Origin of the sequence: Nostoc sp., assembly GCF_036919895.1 — a bacterium.
In the GTDB taxonomy this organism is placed as follows: Bacteria; Cyanobacteriota; Cyanobacteriia; order Cyanobacteriales; family Nostocaceae; genus Nostoc.
Window position 1 is genome coordinate 1 of record NZ_JBALBW010000132.1, and the last position, 17,823, is coordinate 17,823.

The 17,823-nt window shown below is 40.3% G+C and carries 12 protein-coding genes; 3 read left to right on the forward strand and 9 right to left on the reverse strand.

The genetic code is table 11. From position 1 onward, the window contains the following. The first annotated feature begins 82 nt into the window (after positions 1 to 82). The 3 genes from V7K55_RS25320 (at position 83) to V7K55_RS25330 (ending at position 3,885) form a co-directional block, all read left to right on the forward strand. On the forward strand, positions 83 to 769 hold the full coding sequence (locus V7K55_RS25320) for a hypothetical protein (protein ID WP_334835760.1): 687 nt from the start codon (positions 83 to 85) through the stop codon (positions 767 to 769). Continuing rightward, on the forward strand, positions 766 to 2,514 hold the full coding sequence (locus tag V7K55_RS25325; protein WP_334835763.1) for an ATP-binding protein: 1,749 nt from the start codon (positions 766 to 768) through the stop codon (positions 2,512 to 2,514). The genes V7K55_RS25320 and V7K55_RS25325 overlap by 4 nt, the downstream gene beginning before the upstream one ends. A gap of 102 nt (positions 2,515 to 2,616) precedes the next feature. Beyond that, the gene (locus V7K55_RS25330; RefSeq protein WP_334835765.1) at positions 2,617 to 3,885 is read left to right on the forward strand and encodes a hypothetical protein; all 1,269 of its coding nucleotides are present in this window, start codon (positions 2,617 to 2,619) and stop codon (positions 3,883 to 3,885) included. Here the strand turns inward: V7K55_RS25330 and V7K55_RS25335 are convergent. The 9 genes from V7K55_RS25335 to V7K55_RS25375 all read right to left on the reverse strand — a co-directional run bounded on the left by V7K55_RS25335 (position 3,854) and on the right by V7K55_RS25375 (position 17,184). Continuing rightward, the gene (locus V7K55_RS25335) at positions 3,854 to 4,186 is read right to left on the reverse strand and encodes a TniB family NTP-binding protein (RefSeq protein WP_334835767.1); all 333 of its coding nucleotides are present in this window, start codon (positions 4,184 to 4,186) and stop codon (positions 3,854 to 3,856) included. The two genes, V7K55_RS25330 and V7K55_RS25335, sit on opposite strands and share 32 nt — an antisense overlap. A gap of 273 nt (positions 4,187 to 4,459) precedes the next feature. Further along, complete coding sequence (locus V7K55_RS25340) at positions 4,460 to 5,008, reverse strand: Uma2 family endonuclease (protein WP_334835768.1); 549 nt, start codon at positions 5,006 to 5,008, stop codon at positions 4,460 to 4,462. Between the two features lie 187 nt (positions 5,009 to 5,195). Beyond that, on the reverse strand, positions 5,196 to 5,378 hold the full coding sequence (locus tag V7K55_RS25345) for a CsbD family protein (protein WP_334835770.1): 183 nt from the start codon (positions 5,376 to 5,378) through the stop codon (positions 5,196 to 5,198). A 274-nt stretch (positions 5,379 to 5,652) separates the two neighbouring features. Then, on the reverse strand, positions 5,653 to 6,888 hold the full coding sequence (locus tag V7K55_RS25350) for a DUF445 domain-containing protein (RefSeq protein WP_334835772.1): 1,236 nt from the start codon (positions 6,886 to 6,888) through the stop codon (positions 5,653 to 5,655). Between the two features lie 113 nt (positions 6,889 to 7,001). Next, positions 7,002 to 7,706: a bifunctional demethylmenaquinone methyltransferase/2-methoxy-6-polyprenyl-1,4-benzoquinol methylase UbiE gene (gene ubiE, locus V7K55_RS25355; protein ID WP_334835774.1), complete on the reverse strand. Its 705-nt coding sequence runs from the start codon at positions 7,704 to 7,706 to the stop codon at positions 7,002 to 7,004. Between the two features lie 63 nt (positions 7,707 to 7,769). Beyond that, entirely contained in the window at positions 7,770 to 8,726 is a 957-nt protein-coding gene (locus tag V7K55_RS25360; protein ID WP_334835776.1) for a response regulator, read from the reverse strand. Between the two features lie 549 nt (positions 8,727 to 9,275). Further along, on the reverse strand, positions 9,276 to 12,332 hold the full coding sequence (locus V7K55_RS25365; RefSeq protein WP_334835778.1) for a hypothetical protein: 3,057 nt from the start codon (positions 12,330 to 12,332) through the stop codon (positions 9,276 to 9,278). A gap of 218 nt (positions 12,333 to 12,550) precedes the next feature. After that, positions 12,551 to 15,298: a tubulin-like doman-containing protein gene (locus V7K55_RS25370; protein ID WP_334835780.1), complete on the reverse strand. Its 2,748-nt coding sequence runs from the start codon at positions 15,296 to 15,298 to the stop codon at positions 12,551 to 12,553. A gap of 20 nt (positions 15,299 to 15,318) precedes the next feature. Further along, complete coding sequence (locus V7K55_RS25375; protein WP_334835782.1) at positions 15,319 to 17,184, reverse strand: vWA domain-containing protein; 1,866 nt, start codon at positions 17,182 to 17,184, stop codon at positions 15,319 to 15,321. Positions 17,185 to 17,823 lie beyond the last annotated feature (639 nt).

The window sequence follows — 17,823 nt, forward strand, 5'->3', positions numbered from 1 at the left end:
TCTCCCGCAGGTCTACTGAGTAGGGTTTCATCTGATTTTTTACTTTTATCTTCTCAACTACTGTACCAAACCGTTACACAAAGTGCTGTATATAGAACCTGATAGAATTACAGCAAATGATAGCGATTTGTTTAGTCTATGTGACGAATTGGACAAAATTCGTAAGACTAAAGGCTCTTGGGCTACCACATTTCGGGAATATCAAGAAAGAGAGATCGCAATTTCCTGTGAGCAAGAAACTGTGTTGCTAGATGGGCCCGTTTTTACTCAAAACTTGATTACCCAAAGTTCAGGACGAGATATTTATAATGAGATGATGCAAACAGGGAAGCGTTTTATTGGTGTAATCAAAGATTTGGGGAGTTCATGGTCTATTAGTAAATGGACAGCAATGAGTTTAGAGCGAGGAGAGGGATTTGTCCTGTGTCCTATCCAAGAGCAATATCAACAACGGTTTGAAGATAACAGAAGCATTAATAACTGGATTGGCTCATTGTCTGGGCAGTATGTTAGGGTAGTCTATCGTCCTGCGGAGAAAGCGTTTGCCTTTGAATGCGCTCTAGCTGATTTGCCATACGCAGTAAGCTTATTGCGGCAAGATGCTAGTCCAACAATTAACCACGAAATCCCGCTTTTGCTCGAAACAGTTGATTGGCATCTCAGAGGAAGCAACAACTCCCAGGCAATAAAACACTCCTTTATTAGCGAGATTCAGCGCAATAACTATCGTATGGGAGTAGATATTACAAATGAGGGTAACTACAGATGACACTAATTCAAATTCCCGACACAATTAATTCTGATTTAAGTTTAATCTGTGGCTACACCTTTAATGAGCCAGAGTTATCAGCCAACGAGTTCGTAATCGTTGAAGATCGCGCAAGCCACAGGAACTATTTTGGACAAGTTGTTGGGCCACAAGCAAACTTGAATCGCTCGGCACTTGGGCCACAAGATAACGCGACAATCAATGCTTTTGAGCAGCTAGAGCAGAATAACTATGCTCGTGAAGTTGTAGTTCGAGAGGTTTATTTTTATCAGGTAAACCTGATTAAAGACATTACCCAAGACCCACCAAGTAGCGTTCGTCTGCGACCTCAAATTGGCTCTATTGCAAGACAAGCAACAGAAGATGAGATCATCGGATACTTAAACTTGCCCCCTGCGGATGAAAGATATAGAATTGGACAGATTATCGATACAAATATTGGCATTTATGTCAATGCACGAACTTTTTATTATCAAAGCTTAATTGCTGGTGCAACTGGGAGCGGAAAAACCAATTCTTGTGCAAATTACATTCGCGCAGCACTACAAATGGGCTTTGCAGTTATTATTTACGATCACAAGCCTGATTATCAGCATATTGATCGACATAATCAAGATGCAATAGACATTTTAAATGGGAATCGTCAAATAGACCAAGACACAACCTGGATTGAAGGAGTTGATGCTGATTTTTACTACTTGGGAGAGGAATCAACTACCTTTCAAGGTACTCCAATTGCTATTCCCGCCTCAGAGTTCGATCCAGCAGTTCTGGCAGCAGTAATGTACTATCCTCCTAATGAAACTAACTCTCGTGAAGAATTCGAGACTTTATTAGAAGAATTTGACGACGAGCGACAGGCAGATCAGAATGGTAACGAGTCAGTAATTTGGACGCTAGGGGACTTTTACCGATGGGTGACTAGCTATGATTCCCAGAACCCCAATGCACGACAGCCACCTCCTCATAGAAGAGGGGGCATAGACATGCGAACTTACAATGCTATGGTCAACAAAATGACCCGTCGTAATCGTCGTCCAGCTTGGGTTGACGGTGGACTACCAATCCGTCCAACAGCAAATCCTAACGGTACTAGACCCAGAATAGCCAGTGCGAGTGCAGCTGCAATGGGTCAAGATCAAACCCCTCAGCAACCACAATACTTTGATCCTACTGATCTATTACAACCTGGAAGAGCATTAGTTATTCGTGTGGGACAGGTAGGTGGAGGACGTGACTATGGATTGTTCCTCAACTATATGCTTAAACGAGTTTACGATCTCAAAGAGCAACGCCAGATTACTTTCCCAGTGCTGCACCATATTGATGAAGCTCAAGACCTCTTCAATGGTAGTAAGCAGTTTGCCTCTGCAATAGGGAATGTGCTTAGTGAAGGAGTCCGTAAAGGCAGAAGCCGACAAATTGCCTTTACTATTGCTGTTCAGAGCGCTGCTCAAATACCTGATGATATCTTGAATAATTTAAACACTCGCATTATTCATCGGCATAACCGAGCCAGTGAAGCGCAAAGAGCATTAGAGAAAGCCGCAGATGCTCAAATTTCAATGACCAAGAATTTTGGGCCTGGTGAAGCACTTGTTGACCTATTTGGTGCTTCAGCAGTAGTTAATGCCAGAATGCGTTTATCGCCTTTTCAGCTTACTACTGAGGAGTTATTGCAGCAGCAAGAACAACAAGCTACATCTCAATCGCAAAGACAGCGCACAACTTCTCCACCAAGATAAAATTTACTTCATGTCTAAAATATCGAAAAAACAGCCAGAGATCCTGGCTTCATCTTCTATCGTCCTAACTATTTTTGTTAGTAGTCAGGAGGAAAACAATCAATGAAAGATCCTTTGTCTGAAAACAAATTCGCTATTATCCCCACCATTGTTAGTGGCAATCAAGAAACAGTTGTCGTCAATTTTCTGAAAACGGCTAGGGAATTACTGAGGCAAGCTAAAACACTAGAAGAAACTCAGGAGGTTTGGCAAAAACTCAATGCCCTGGAAGCTATCTCTAAAAAATTCCGATTAAGTAAAGAGGTGCAGCTTGACGCTACTGAATTGCGGATTCGGATTGAACGTCGAGTAGGAGAAATGTTAAACCAAAAAAATCAAAGCAGAGAAGGAGATATAAAAAACCAGAATCAAAACTCAGTTAAAGTTTATTTAGATTCCGAGGATTCTAAAAGCGTCTCATCAAACCTTAGTTTTACCAAAAATGATTTGTCAAAATTCCAGAAACTTGCAAGCACTCCACAAAAAGTGTTTGAGGCTGTGATAACTGATTTGAGGACTGAAGCCGCCATTAAAAGGCAGACAGCTTTATCAACAACCGGAATATTGCGGGCCATTCAGAATGAAAATAAAAAAGATAGAGAACTACTATTTAGCCCTATTATCAAGCCTTCTGACAACTGGAACTTTAGCACAGTTCAATATGGTCGGATTGATGAAAATTTGCGGGAAGAGAGGGGTTACATTCCTGGTGAAATTTATGCAAACTGCTTCTGGTACTACGTAAAGCCAGGGGATTTAGTAATTGCTCCGATGGCTGGTTCTGGTCAGGTTTGGCGGGTGTATGAAGCTCGTAAAGAGTGGATGGGTCAGCACATTTATGATTTTAAATTAAAAATGTTTGATTTAACTCCACGCGGTAAGTACAAAGATTTAATTACTCAACATGACTTGACAAAAAGTTTCCCAATTACTAATCCTGATTACATTATTATAGACATTCCTTACTATGGGATGGTTGCCCAGCAGTATTCTAATAAATCTGAAGATTTAGCTAATATGGCTTTAGAAAATTGGCAGATAGCAATGACTACAATTGCGAAAAATTGTGCGTCAGCACAACAAACAGGAAGCCTTTGCACTGTCATTTCCCCGAACTATCGAGATGTCGCCAAAAAGCAAATTTTTATGATTACAGATATAGTTCGCTCTTTGTGGGAGTTGGCTGGGTATATTCTTTACGATAAAGCTTATTCAAGCCGTAGAATTCAGCAAAATCAAACTCCCCAAATGGCTAGAATGAATAATCAAGCTAAAGCTAATCAAATTATGCTAACTGATATTACGGAAGTTCTAACATTTCGGAGAGTTTAATTGGTATAATTTCCTGACGAGTGGTATACAGATATTGAATAAATAATTGACAAGACCGAAAACGGTTGTAAACCTGCTCATCGCGCTTAATCGCTGCATGTAAGCGGTCAGTTCCTGCCAAAATCACTGCTATTCCCAACCTGTCAAAAATATCACGCACTTCGGCAAAAGTTTTCGGCTTAAAGCGGTCAGCTTCATCAATAATCAACATCTCCACCGCGCAACCTTTAAGAACCCGCAGTGTTCTATCTCTAATCTCTGTCACTGTTCCTTTAGTTACCTGATATTTCAAATGCTCCATAATTAAATTACCCCAAATAATTCCTTAGCACTGCACTCCTGGGGAATTTGGATAGAGGTATTTGTGACAATATTCTGTTAAATTGACAAAGAATTAGTTAATGTACAAATGAAACCCGCAACTAAAAATCAAGCTTTATTGAAAGCAATCTATGAATGATTAGAACAAGCACAAAATTGGAGAAATAAATGGAATACAATATGGGGCAGGTAGTAGATGCCATAGCACATATTTATCTTCTTAGATAATGGTTAGGTGAAGGAAGTGATATAGTCAATTAATAATCTGTTCCACCGCAACAGAAATATCTGGAAATACTAGCGGTTGAATTGTTCCCGCAGTCAATGTCAATTTTGTCGCATACTCTCCGTCTAATATTTCTCGAAACACCACTAAATGAAGCTTTTTGATATTTACGACCCAGTACTCTAAAATACCTGCTTCTGCGTAGATTTTGCTTTTTCTCTCTAAATCTTTTTCTAAACTTGAGTTAGCATACTCAATCAACCAAAAAATATTTTCTGGATAGGGATGATGCTCTCGATACTCGCGTCCTAAACGTTGGACAATGGCAATATCTGGTTCTGGTTCCGAGTCGTTGGGTAATGTGATCGGCTTGGCATGACGAATTTTGGCACGTTCAGCCAACAACTTTGCTAGATACTCACCAGATTCATCACTACAATAAGCATGGGGTTCCCCTTCCGGCGACATTTCGACAATTTCCCCCTTAAGTAGTTCAACTTTGCGATCGCTCAAAATGCCAGCATCAATGATGCGGTGATATTCGTCAATCGTCCATTTCGCAACAATAAAAGTCATGACGATTGATTCCTCCCAATAATTCTTGATATCTTACCATTTTAAACAGACTTGAAAGGAAAACACTAACGCATCTATTTTGTACACACGCAAAAACTCCACTAACTCAAAGTTAGTGGAGTAATTAATGTTCAACTATCAGGAACAAATTATGTCTAATATTGCTTTCTGTAATGTATAAGCAAAATTAGTCTATAACTTTCTTCACTTCATCTTTGATGTTTTCTACAGTGTGAGTAACTTGAGCATCAGCTTGCTTTGCTTGTCCTTCAGCTTTGTCTTGTGGATTACCAGTGACTTCACCCACAACCTCTTGAATTTTTCCTTCAATATTTTTTACAGTAGCTTCTATTCTTTTTTCGATACTCATGGTTTTATTTCCCGCTTGTAGTTGACTCAGCTATTACATAAACTAACAATAGCGTATTCTTTTTGACTTCCATCAACCGATAGAATAATTTGGTAGATTATGTATCTTAAGATAGATGTGAGTTGTTACAGATGTAAATTGACAAGACTTCAAAATTAAGGAATGAATTCCGAATAATTTGATTTATCAACGGCGATCGCTATATTTTACTCGCTTCAGAACATAGCTAACTTACTACTATAATTGCTCAGATTTTGTCGGAAAAAACAAAAACTTAATATTGACTGACTATTAAAAACACTGTCTGCAATAACCCGATGACAAAACCCAAAACACCACCTAAAGTTACAATGGCCTGCAATTCATTTTTGACAATTCCTTCAATAGCAGCTTCTAATTCAGCCGGCGAAGTTGATTTCACGCGGTCAACTATCACTTGATCTATCGATAAAATCGGAATTACTTGTGCCACAATTACTTCTAAATCTTTTTCCAAATACTTATCTAAAATTAGAGCCAACTCTTGACTCATAACTTCTAAAGAAGTACTGACAACAGGTGAAGTACTAAGACGATTCAGCAGGACTACAGCAATATTTTCCCAATCAACAGAATCAGTTAATCCTTGTAAAAAATCGCTACCACTGTTTTGTAGGTAATGACGGACACTTTCGCGGGTAGTCTTTCGCAGTTGGCGTACCGTACCCATTGGCAGGTTTTGTAATGATAAATTTTGCAGTAATTTCCTGATGCGATCGCGGATCTGCAAATCTTGAGTCAATTCCTGCAAGCGACTATTTGTAGCCTCCTTTTCATCCAAGCAAAAAGTCCGTAACCGCGTCAGAGTATTACGTAAGCCAAACAAATTTGCTACAACCCAATAAGTCCCACTGGTTTTTTCGCGGAAGCCTTCATCAATAATTTGAATGGTGCGATCGGTTAAAAAATCAACTATCGTTTGGCGCAACAAATCCGGTGGTAAAACTACTTCTAGTAACCAATCAGCAAGCCTTGTAGCCTGTTCTTCACTCAATTGAAATTCCAGCAATATCTGGTCAAAAATTTGATTGATCTGCGCTTCCAAAAAGTCTTCACGTCGCGCTAAAACCTTGAGTAACCGTGGTAAGGATTCGCCTAGCAAATCCCGTAAAATTCCCGCGACAATTTTGGCACTTTTTTGGTTTTTATCTGTTTTGATTTGTTCAATCGCCAGTTGCAACAACCAGAGAATTGCTGCTTGCACGCGTTCTGTTTGCAACAAACGCCGGGCGAGATTTTGCAATTCTTGTGGTGTCAATAGTGACCCCATGATTGTCTTGGAAATGTTCAAAGCTAGACGTTCCTGGTTGCGGGGAATCAAGCCAGGGGTGAAGGGTACTCTTTGTCCAGCAATGTAAATTGCTCGGTAAGGACGGAACAACATTTTGATGGCTATATCATTTGTGAAATAGCCAATAATTCCACCCAGTACCGGGGGAGACACATAAAGCCAAAGATGAGACCAGTCCAAGGGAAGAATTAAAAAAGTTAGGAGTTTAGAGCTTAGAGTTAGGAGTTAGGAGTTAGAAATTGGGAATGATAAATTTTCAATGAGAATTTATCACTACTCATAATTTATAACTTTTAACTAATAACTCCTAACTTACTAAGCACTAGCACTCCCATCATACCGTTCGCAATGGGGTAGTGTGTGGCAACACCAAAACCAACTTGACGCGCTAACTCTATTTGCTCTTTCCCGATGGGAAACCGGTCTAAGCTAGGGCTAATGTAAGCATATTCTTCTTTTAACCCTAAATAATTCGCAACTGGCACCACAAAACCGTTCAGATAAAACTGCTGAAAGGCACGTAGCTGAGGATTGCTCGGTCGATGAAAGTCTAGAATTGCGGCTTTCGCACCCGGCTTCAAAACCCGGTATAACTCTTGGAGACTGCGGGAAATATCTTTAACATTTCTTAAGCCATAGCCCATTGTGGCGGCATCAAATTGGTTATCTTCAAAGGGTAAATTTAGCACATCGGCTTCTACCCAGGCGAACGCAGGTTGGGGGTACTGTCTTTGAGAACGTTCTCTAGCAGTTTCTAGCAGGTTGCACGAAAAATCCACTCCATACACCTGTCCTGCTGCTCCCACACGCCTTGCTAAACGTAAGGCTAAATCACCACTACCGCAGCACAAATCTAATACAGTATCACCCGATTTAGCTGCACTCCATTTAACTGCCATTTCCTTCCAGATTCGATGCTGTCCCAAACTTAACCAATCGTTCAACTGGTCATAAACTGGAGCAATACGGTTAAAAATGGCCTGAATTTCGTTAGTCATTGGTCAATTAGTCATTGGTCATTTGTCAAGGATAAAGGACAAGGGACAAATGACAAATGACAACTACACAGTAATTTTAGGGGAGTGACTACTAGTAAGAGCGATCGCTACCAGTTCGGCTGATAAATTAATTAGCGTTAATTCATCTTCCCGCAAAGTGCATGGTTGTTTCCACTGTAGCGACAATACACCCAAAAGTTGATTACGATAGCTAATTGGGATAACTAAATGTGCTTGCACACCCGTATTTTGGTAGTGAGTAGCATCAGCTAATTTAGTGTCTTTAAGTACATTTAAGGAAACTTGCATTTGCTCAGTGGCGATCGCTTCCGTTGTTAGTGGATCTAGAGATAGCCAATTCTCTATTGTACCTGTATCGCTGTAAGTTCCTTGAGTTGCAACCAGATTTTTTCCATCTGTAAGCTGGAGGATACAGCCTTCTGCCCCAAAAGTCTCACTCACGGCCCTAGCGATTGGAGTAAGAGTTTCCTCTAAGCTAGAAGCTGCTTGAGTTACCTGTACCAAAACACTCAGCAGCGCCATTTGAGCATGAGCGCGACGTAATTCTTCTGTACGTTGCTTGAGCAAGTCGTAGGTTTCTGCTGCTCTTTGCACTACTGCCTTCAGTTCCCCTGGATCCCAAGGCTTAGTGATATATTTGTAGACTTGCCCTGCATTAATTGCTTCTACTAAGTCTTCAATATCAGTAAATCCGGTGAGAATTATCCTCACTGTATCGGGAAACTGAGGTACAGTCTTACTGAGAAACTCAGTTCCTTTCATTTCTGGCATCCGTTGATCGGAGATAATTACCGCTACTTCCCCTTCTGCTGCCAAAACTTGTAAGGCGTTCACCCCACTATCAGCTTTCAGAACATTAAAGTCGCGTCGAAATGTCCGATAAAGCAAATCGAGATTATCTGGCTCATCGTCAACTACCAAGATTTTGAGCTTTTTGGGTCGTTCTAGAGTCATGACTTGATATTGGAGTTTATCATTTTCGCCACTGGGCTTATCCATTAAGATATTTCCTTTAAATATTCACTATCTTGTTATATTCCATACCAAGCTTAGTTGAGAATAGCTCAAATTTATCAAGGGTTTTTACGGACTTAATTTGCATGTTTAAATACGTTATGCATGGGTAGTACAGAAGATATTTGGCTGTCCAAACATTTGAATTAGAAAAAATTGTCCTGGAAAACCAACTAAATCAGCCTTGTAGCCTCTGAGAAACCTCACCCTGGTTTTGCTATGCAAAACCTGTCCCTCTTCTTCGTAAGACTACGGTGTACACACAAGTAGTTGTTGACGGCGTTTTCAGATTTATCGCGCAGCCCTGGAGATACCTCACCCTGATTTTGCTGTGCAAAATTCTGTCCCTCTCCTTATTAAGGAGAGGGCAGGGTGAGGTTTTCTTTTGTTTTGGGTAATTCGATGACTTGTGTGTACACTGTAGCCTTCATAAGGGGAGGAGAAAAAGCCTCTGGGATAAGCGTTTTAGCTTAAGTTGACACCAATGGCATCTTGCCCGCTCTGGTTGTGCAAATTAAATACGCGACAGCTTATCTAATTCAGGGGATTATATTCTAAGAGGAGATGATCTAAAAGCTTAACCTCGTAATGATTTAAATCTGAAGCAGATGTTCCTAATTCCTGTAATTTATGGTAAATAAAATCACGTTCATAAGTTTCGATTCGTTCTTGTAAGTCTCCATAGAGTTCCTGAAAGGTGAACTCAGTTGCTAAAGCTAAGGTAATTTGTTCTCGATTTTTACCAATTGACCGACCGTTAAATTGATAATCACCTTGAGAATGCTGGGATAGTAGCCCAAGAGCGATCGCTAACAGCAGGGTTTGATAAGCTAGTTTTAATTCCCTACCAGAACCTATTTCTTCTGGGATTAAATCGGGAATGTTTTCGTCTGGCTCGATTTGTTCGCCCTGAGTACGTTCATAGCAGTCTCGATAATACTCAATTTGACTGAGGAAATAACCCGGAAAGCCCAAGGAACGAGTCAAAATACACAACCTCTGATCATCTTCAGCTACCAAGGCGGTTAAATTACGACTCAAGCGACTGTAAAACCCAAAAATTTGTTCTTTATCTTTTGCTCCCAGCCAGAGGGTAATCTCCCGTTGAGAAGTTGGGCTTAAGTTAGCGTCAATATCTTGAAGTCGCAGCAATAAATTAGCGCTATCAAAAAGTTGATTCAAACGTAGATTAGCAGTATTGGCGGCAATTAAATCTGATTGTTTTAATACTTCGCCAATAGACAAATTACCCAATTGCTCGAACTGTTGACGGGCAAAGGGCATAAGTTGATTTTGAAACTCTTCAGCAGAAATTTTCCACGACTGAGAACGGCTAACCTGTTCTTGAGTAAATTTTTCTGTTGGTAATGTAGAAAGAAAACTTTGGTAATAAGCATCAATATCTGCATCAGTCAGAACTGTAAGCCGAATTTCGGAGAACTTCGTGGTAGCTTGATCGCGTTGAGCAACTAAATTATTGTATATCTCAGAGAAATCAGACAGAGTTTGACGTAAGGTTTCAGTTCTTTGTTTAGCTGTTTTAATCAAATAATTTAACGCCTCGACACGGAGATTTTGGGCGTATAAATCGTACTCTAACTTTAATTGTTCGTTATAGCTGCGACGCAATTCTACGGCGGTTGCTTTAATAGAGCTTTCTAGGCGTTTAATTTGTTTCTGAACCTTCTGAATGCGATCGCGAATATTAGTGCTGTACTTGAGCCAAACTGTACCTAAATAAGTTAAAATTGTTACCGCAGTCCAAAGCAGATAAGTAACTAAGTTAGCCCAAAACTTTTGCAATAACAGCCATAGCGTTGATTGACTGAAAATTCCAGTCAGAATCAGCAAGGCGAATAAAGCACCAGTAACCAGGGTAGGATAAACGAGCAAATACTGTGAACGAAAACGGTTTTCTTCCGTTAGCAGTTCATCTAAGTTATCTGTAGCTGTTTCGAGTTGATTTTCAATGGCCGTTAAGTGGTTTTGAGCGACAACGATCGCAGCTTCAGCTTGTTCACGAGCGCGAGCGATCGCCATAAAGCGGATTTGTCGAGCGTGTTCGATTTCGGCATTTAACGCTTGACGATAGTCAGCAATTGCCGTTTCTAGCTGTTTCTGAGTTGTTTGTAACTCTTGCAGTTGTTCTTCAGACTTTCTTTCAGCTAAACCATCTTGTAATTGTTGCTGCCGCAATTTTAAGGACAAAACTTGGTTGAGCAGCTTTTGAGTGGCTTCTTTATCAATTGTTACCTGCAATCTGGAGTCGAGAAATGCTTCAGCCGTTCGCAGTTCTGTAACCAGATTCTGCGATTGATCGCCAATGGCATCCGTTTGCAGTTCCAAATACAAAAAGGTCAATATGTTTAATAGCCTAGCTGCTTCATGCAAGCCTCTAGGTGTAGCATCAACATAGCGATTGATGCTGCGATCTAAGAAGCTGGTTAAGTTTCCTTGTAGTTGTTTGCAACACTTTTCCAACGTGCGCTTATAGGAAAGCAGCTCTTTATTTTCAAATTGCCGATAAGCACGCTGCAATTCCATCCCATATTCCCGCGCCATCCCAGCCTGAATATCAATGCGCGGATTAAAATCTTGCCAAACTGGTTTGCCGTTGTCTCGTTCTAATCCGAGAAAAGCATTACTGAAATCTTCGCTGAGGACAAATCCTTTGGCATCTAATAAGCATTTGCGGCTTGCTTCGGGAGTAAATTCTGCCTTCGGTAAAAACTGCTCCATGATAATATCGGCAGCAAAGGCAGCACTCAAACGGTTAATAGTTGTTTCTCCTGCGAAAAACAATTCTCCATAACCAAATGAACTATAGGCGGGTATTTTACCCCGTACTTTTTGGGCGCCAAGCAATAAGCCGTTGGTTTCCGGTTCCACTGTGAGAAAACCTGCCAAAGCATCAGCATAGCTAGGCAAATTATCACTCAGTCCCCCAATTCGCTCATCCATCAGCCAGCAGTTATCAAAAGGTGGTACTTTTTGACTACCTGTAATCACAACGCCACTGATCATTTTGTAATCTAACTCTTTCAGGAAGGAGTAAGCAGCACCGTAATCAGCAGTTGTGGCTTGGGTAAATAACCCTGGCAATAGCAATAAAGCTTCTAAGCTGTAAGGAATATCTGTAAAGTACTTAGAAAATAGCCAACGAATCAAGCGTACTATGTCAAAAACTACTCCCCTAGCAAATTGATTGCTGGCTGATAGCATGAGATATACTCGATGGCTGCTGCTGATTTCTATTCCTTGGCGTTTCGCTGCGATCGCTTCTTTTGATTGACTAGCCGTTTTCAATAATTCAATCAGTGCAGTTTGCAGTTCGCCTGTCGCGTCGCTAAACTGGGTACGAATTTTGGAAACATAAGCTTGTTTACTATGAGTTTGAGCCAGATCAAAACTCGTGTCAGCAAACTGATCTAACTCGCCACTAAAGCCAAAAGTTTGACCATCCCAAGTTAAGTTATAAGTTTGGATTAAACAGGTTTGATCGGCTGGAAATTTTTGCAGTTGCCGTTTAATGGCTGTACAAAAAGCGGCACTGTGAGGATCGAGTGCAAGTAAAATAGTTGGTTTTGGCATAGGGACACTCTCTCTCAGAGGTTGAATGAACAAGTATTTCGCTGTGACTTTAGGCACTTTAGGCACTTTAGGCACTTTAGATCCCCCCTAACCCCCCTTAAAAAGGGGGGAACCGGAATCAAAGTCCCCCTTTTTTAAGGGGGATTTAGGGGGATCTAAAATTTTTGATACCGACAAGAGGACTTTTCAAAGATCCTCTCAGAGTGCAAAATATAGGGCTAAATAATCACATCTAAATCTTCCAGGTAAGCTTCAATTTCCTGGATTTCCATTTCTACCTGTTCTTGAATCTGGGCATCAACCTTGCCTCCTTTTAAAACCTGATTGAGGTGATTGATGTAGTTTTGCAAAGTAGATTTGGCTTTGTCTTGGTCTTCGTGGGTAATCCGCTCAACTTTGTCAGCAATTTCCTTAACTAGAGGCAAGTTACTTTTGAAAGCTTTAAATGCTGACTTGCGATCGCTTCCCAAAGGCAAAACTCCGCCCTCTAATCTTTTCGCTTGTTCTGTAGAAACGAAATATTTTTTACTCTGATTGACAACTAATTTATACGGATCGGGTGCCAACGCTAATGCAAACCAACGCAACGCCCCACCGTCGTCTTCTGGAGGAATTAAATTAGCTAAGTTTGTCCAATTGCGATGTAAGTGCTTGAAGACTTTATTCGGATCTAGGTAAGCTGACTCCAGTTCCCTCATGCCGTTGAAGGCAAATAAGGGAACACCGACTTCCACCCGAAACAGCATCACCTTATGGGGTTCGCCTGTCGGTACGAAAGAAGGATTATTATTTCCTTTAGGCAAGCGATTAGAAAGAGGTGGATCGCTAAAAATTGTGTTGTTGCTCTCTACTCCGTAGTAATAAAATTCTGTGATTAAGTGCTGCTGTTGAATGGGAATTTCCGATACTTCATACTGCCAGAGAGGAACTGCAAGTTTACCAAGTTGTTGCAAATCTTGCCCCGCATCTTCGGGATTGCTATCTGCCAAAACCTGCTCAACAGTCATACTGGTGAGAGGATAGTAAGCTTCATCGACAAATTTCAGAATTTCATTCTTGACATCTTCAGCTTTTTTATCAGACCAATTCGTTAAAGTTTGAGACTGTTCTCGATGCCAACGGATAAAATCTTCGCCAGTAACTTTGGGGCGTTTCGATTGGATATTGATGCGCTGAATGGTGTGAATAAAAGGATTATCGTTACTTCCTTGACGATTGACCTCGTGATAACTCTGTTCTATATCTCGATAAACTTTATCTAAGTTGCTGTGTAGACGCTGACACTTTTCCTGAATTTGCTCTACCTTCGCCCGCAGTACACCATAGAGTTCAGCCGCTTTATCACACCGTTTCCAATGTAAATAAGTTTTCCACTTTTGGTCAGCCCGTTCTTTGTATCTCTGACAAGCTGCTTGAATAGTATTTTTATTTGGGAACCAAGTTTCCGCAACTTCTTTAATCTTTTCTTCTTGTGGTTCTAATTTCAAAGTATTGAAACTGGATTGCGCCTCTTGCGATTTGCGCTGCACACTTTGCTGTAATTCGTCTAATTTTTGGGAAAGTTTGCTCAAAAATTCTAAAACATAAGCTAGCCCATTGGGACGGTTAAGACCGCGTTCCCAGAAAGTTGCGATCGCACCAGATGCAGTCTGCTCTAAGCGATAAAAACTCAATCCTAATTCTTGAGCCGTCCGTTGTTCAAACTGATCTAACTGCCGTTTGTAGAGTTCTTTGATTGTCGGCAAAGCTGTGCGATCCTGACGGATTTCGCCAATTCTAAATTCGGGTTTGATTTGTCCGCCGCGATCGCTTTCAGTCAACGCATTCAGAAGAGTAGTCGCTTCTGCTAATTTGCAATCTTCTAAAAATCGGGTGATGTCGCTTTCTAAATCGATTGTTGCGGTAGATGCCATTAACTCATTTTTCAGCAAGCTTTGAGCATCCTCTAATTTCATCCGCTCATATTGCTGTACTGGCAGAGTCAGGGTAGCAAAGCCAAAACTACAGTAATTGATATTGCGCCCTCTAACTTTTTCACCAGTTGCGAGATAAGCGCGAATATTATCAGCAACGTTAGCAGCATCTAGACCGATTTGAGAACCAATTTGGATGTATAAGCCATCTGCAACTAAATTTTGCAAATCGTCTGGACGACCAACTACAGTTCCATTTTTGTTAACCCCGTCAATTAAAAATACAGCATCAAAGGGAGGGCGATCGGCTTTGATTTTTCTGATCCCATAATCAATCTCAATGCTATTAGATGGTGACAATCCCCAAAAGTGTTCGATTTCTTTGAGAGCGCCATAAGCATTAGACTTGACCAAGTGAGTTTGGGGAATATTGGCAAACACTCTGGGTAAAACAAATACGCCCGTAATATTAGAGAAATTATTAAGATGTTCTCGTGTTAAAAAAGCCGTATCTAAAAATGTGCCACTCCCCGTTCCACCAGCCAAACTGCCAACAATAAAAACTTCAACACCATCCCGACTGGAAACTTGAAAATTATCTGAAAATGCTTGTTTACTAGTACGAATTTCGCGGACAGCATTGATTGCTTGAGCAATTAAAGCGTCAATATCGCCTACTTTCGCAAACAAGGCGAGCCGTCCCCGGGCCCGAATCTGTCCAGCGCCACTGATCAGGCTAGCTGCGGAAATATCCCTAGGCCACCATTCAGCGATGTGGTCGTTACGTGTTAGCGGTAGGGGATTTGCGACAGAAATTGCATAAAGTTCATTAGGCTCTAAGATAACCTTGGTGCCATCAGGTGATTTTTCTCGTTCTTGGATATTTTCAGTAGTATCAATAGAAATAAAACGAATAACTTCTGGAACTGAGCCGTAAACATCTATGAATCGCTTTTTAAGTTTAAGTACGACTTCATAACCCGTTCCTCCTAGCCCGATAACGACGGTAGGACGAAAAACAACCGTGGGACGCACAACCGTGGGACTTAACATTCACTTTCCTGTGATATTATTCAAGAGTTTGTCTGCCCACTGCCTGGCTCAGAGGGTCTTTGGTGTTCAATCCAGTTAAATTGCAACTTAACGTTGTCAATCTCGATGATGTCCTCGTTGAAAAGTTCATCTGTATTTATCTTTTTAGTATTGACAAAAATTACACCTTTCAAACACCGCACATCTATATTCTTTTTGCCTAACCGCCAAACTGTGACTAACTCCGCATCAGAATTAGTAGCAGCAATGGCTGGTATCAATTCACTCAGGCAGACTCTACCCTTCTGTAGGTGAGTGAGACTAATCTCTTCATCTTCCGATGATTGTGGCAGTGGTTCTAGCACTACCAACGCTCCTTCTAAGCGTTTACGGTTGCGGAAATCTTCGACTAATTCCAAGGGAGTTTTGCGTTGAATCAAACAAATTACTATCAGGGCAATTAACAACACCAACAGCACTAAGAGCAACCAAATAACTATTTTCCGCCACAGTGGCATCAAAATATAGAGATGAGCTTCCGTACTGACAGGGCTAGCAATTGAGTTATCTGGCTTCAGGACTAAACTGAAAGTGCGATCGCCTGCAAAGCTGCTATCCTTAACCTGCAACTGCACAGGAATTGTAGTTTCTCCTGGTTGTAAGGATATGGTTGATGAAGGTTCTGCGATAGAAACGTCTTTGAAATTTCCTTGCTGTTGTAAGCTAGCTGTTCCAGATATATTGGTGCGAACTACCAAAGTTTGGGTTTCAGTGGTTTTACCTGCTTCTATGGAGCCAAAATCTAGCTTTGTCGGTTGTATTTGCAGTTTTGACTGAATGGTTACAGGTAGGTCAATTTTTATTGGTGCGATCGCTTGATCTGCGCTTATCAGCACCAAGCGCAAGTTATTAGCGCCCCCTTTTGCCTCTGCTGGTATCTGTAAACGTACAGGAATGGCTGTTTCTTGATTCGCAACTAAGTCGATGGTGCGATCGGGTGAAATTAAACGAATACCGCTTTGCTGAGGGTCTTCCAGTTGCAAACTTACTTTACCATTGACATTACTGATGCCATTAATATTGAGCGGTTCAGTAGTTGTTCCAGGTGATACTGGCTGCAAATTAGCAGTGGGTAAATTAACATCAAGTTTTGGTTTAATAAGCGCTGGTCGAATATTTTGAGCCAGCTTGTTAAGTTGAACTCCTCCCGGATCTCGCAATACTTGCCCCTTGCCACAAAGTGCTGGATTGCTAGCAAAGTCATTCAGTTGCTTTTCGTGTTCTTTTAATCCTAAAGATACAAAAAATATGTAGGGCTTACATTGTTGCTCACGTAGAAATTGGGTATTGCTAGGAATAGGAACAGGATTAGGAATACCACGTACATCTTCTAATCCATCTGTCAGAAATACTATACTGACAGTCCGACCAAGAGCATCAGTACGTTTGTTTAATAGGGCAGAATGTTGCAGTGCTTTTTGCACAGCCTTACCTGTATGAGTTCGCACACCCTCAGCCTGAAGTGAGTTAATTATTTGCTTTAGTTTACCTCTGTCTGGATTACTGGTAATCTTGATATCGTCTGCATTTAAAGTTACATCTTTGTCAAAAGTATAGATAGTAACTGTATCGCCTAATCTAGCAGTATTAACAAATTCGGTAATAGAATTCTTGACTGGTTCAAAAATATTTTTTGTTCCACCTACACCACGCATGGAAGCAGAAGTATCTACTACTAAAATCCAGTCAATTCCCCCCTTAAGAGTAGTTTGAGCAGATGCACTACACAAGTTAGGAATTGATATTAGAGCCAAAAAAATCAGGCTTTGAATTGAACGAAATATCAAGCAATGCTTGAAGTATCTAAAACTCATTGATAGATTTATCCATGCATAGTAATTTGACATTTGTCTTCTGTTAAGCTACTGCTTAACAGGTTATATTTAATCCGTTTAATGGCTGTACATATATTTCTGTACCATCCATCTAATTCTCTGTGTGGTAAATTTAGGTTCGACAAGCTTACAGTTATGATTTGATGCGCTGATTCCATCTTATTACCTAAACAATGTAGGCTAAAGGTGCTATTTTCATACCAAAATCGATATAAAAATTTGATGAGATGTGTAGTAAGTTATTTAAATCCAGTAGCTAGGTAAAAAATGATCTTTATTTAATTATTTACTCTCGGCATGAAATATTCTATTGATATCTAACCATTAGTTAAATATTGGGAAAAGCACTAATAATTGCTAATTATTTTTTGAATCCCATTACTATATGTATTTCATATAAAATTTGACAATTTTTATCTGGCTAATTCTTTTTTTATAAATAGAAAATGATGCTAATCAGCATTTTGTCAATTTATATGTTAGCTATTTTTTTAAAGAATGTCACGTTTTTTTGTAGATATGCAAGTTATCAAAAACTACAAGTTCAACTCTTTATAGAGTCAGTAAATATATACAAAATAGTTGAGATAGTTGCCAAGATAATTTGATATTTCCGTTTAATTAGCCTTGACAGGGAGAAGGATAAATTGT

Excerpts from the sequence above, each read along its gene's own strand:
- V7K55_RS25325 (WP_334835763.1), top strand. The coding sequence starts at position 766 with ATGACACTAATTCAAATTCCCGACACAATTAATTCTGATTTAAGTTTA.
- V7K55_RS25330 (WP_334835765.1), top strand. The coding sequence starts at position 2,617 with ATGAAAGATCCTTTGTCTGAAAACAAATTCGCTATTATCCCCACCATT.
- V7K55_RS25335 (WP_334835767.1), bottom strand. The coding sequence starts at position 4,186 with ATGGAGCATTTGAAATATCAGGTAACTAAAGGAACAGTGACAGAGATT.
- V7K55_RS25340 (WP_334835768.1), bottom strand. The coding sequence starts at position 5,008 with ATGACTTTTATTGTTGCGAAATGGACGATTGACGAATATCACCGCATC.
- V7K55_RS25345 (WP_334835770.1), bottom strand. The coding sequence starts at position 5,378 with ATGAGTATCGAAAAAAGAATAGAAGCTACTGTAAAAAATATTGAAGGA.
- ubiE (WP_334835774.1), bottom strand. The coding sequence starts at position 7,706 with ATGACTAACGAAATTCAGGCCATTTTTAACCGTATTGCTCCAGTTTAT.
- V7K55_RS25360 (WP_334835776.1), bottom strand. The coding sequence starts at position 8,726 with ATGGATAAGCCCAGTGGCGAAAATGATAAACTCCAATATCAAGTCATG.
- V7K55_RS25365 (WP_334835778.1), bottom strand. The coding sequence starts at position 12,332 with ATGCCAAAACCAACTATTTTACTTGCACTCGATCCTCACAGTGCCGCT.
- V7K55_RS25370 (WP_334835780.1), bottom strand. The coding sequence starts at position 15,298 with ATGTTAAGTCCCACGGTTGTGCGTCCCACGGTTGTTTTTCGTCCTACC.
- V7K55_RS25375 (WP_334835782.1), bottom strand. The coding sequence starts at position 17,184 with ATGTCAAATTACTATGCATGGATAAATCTATCAATGAGTTTTAGATAC.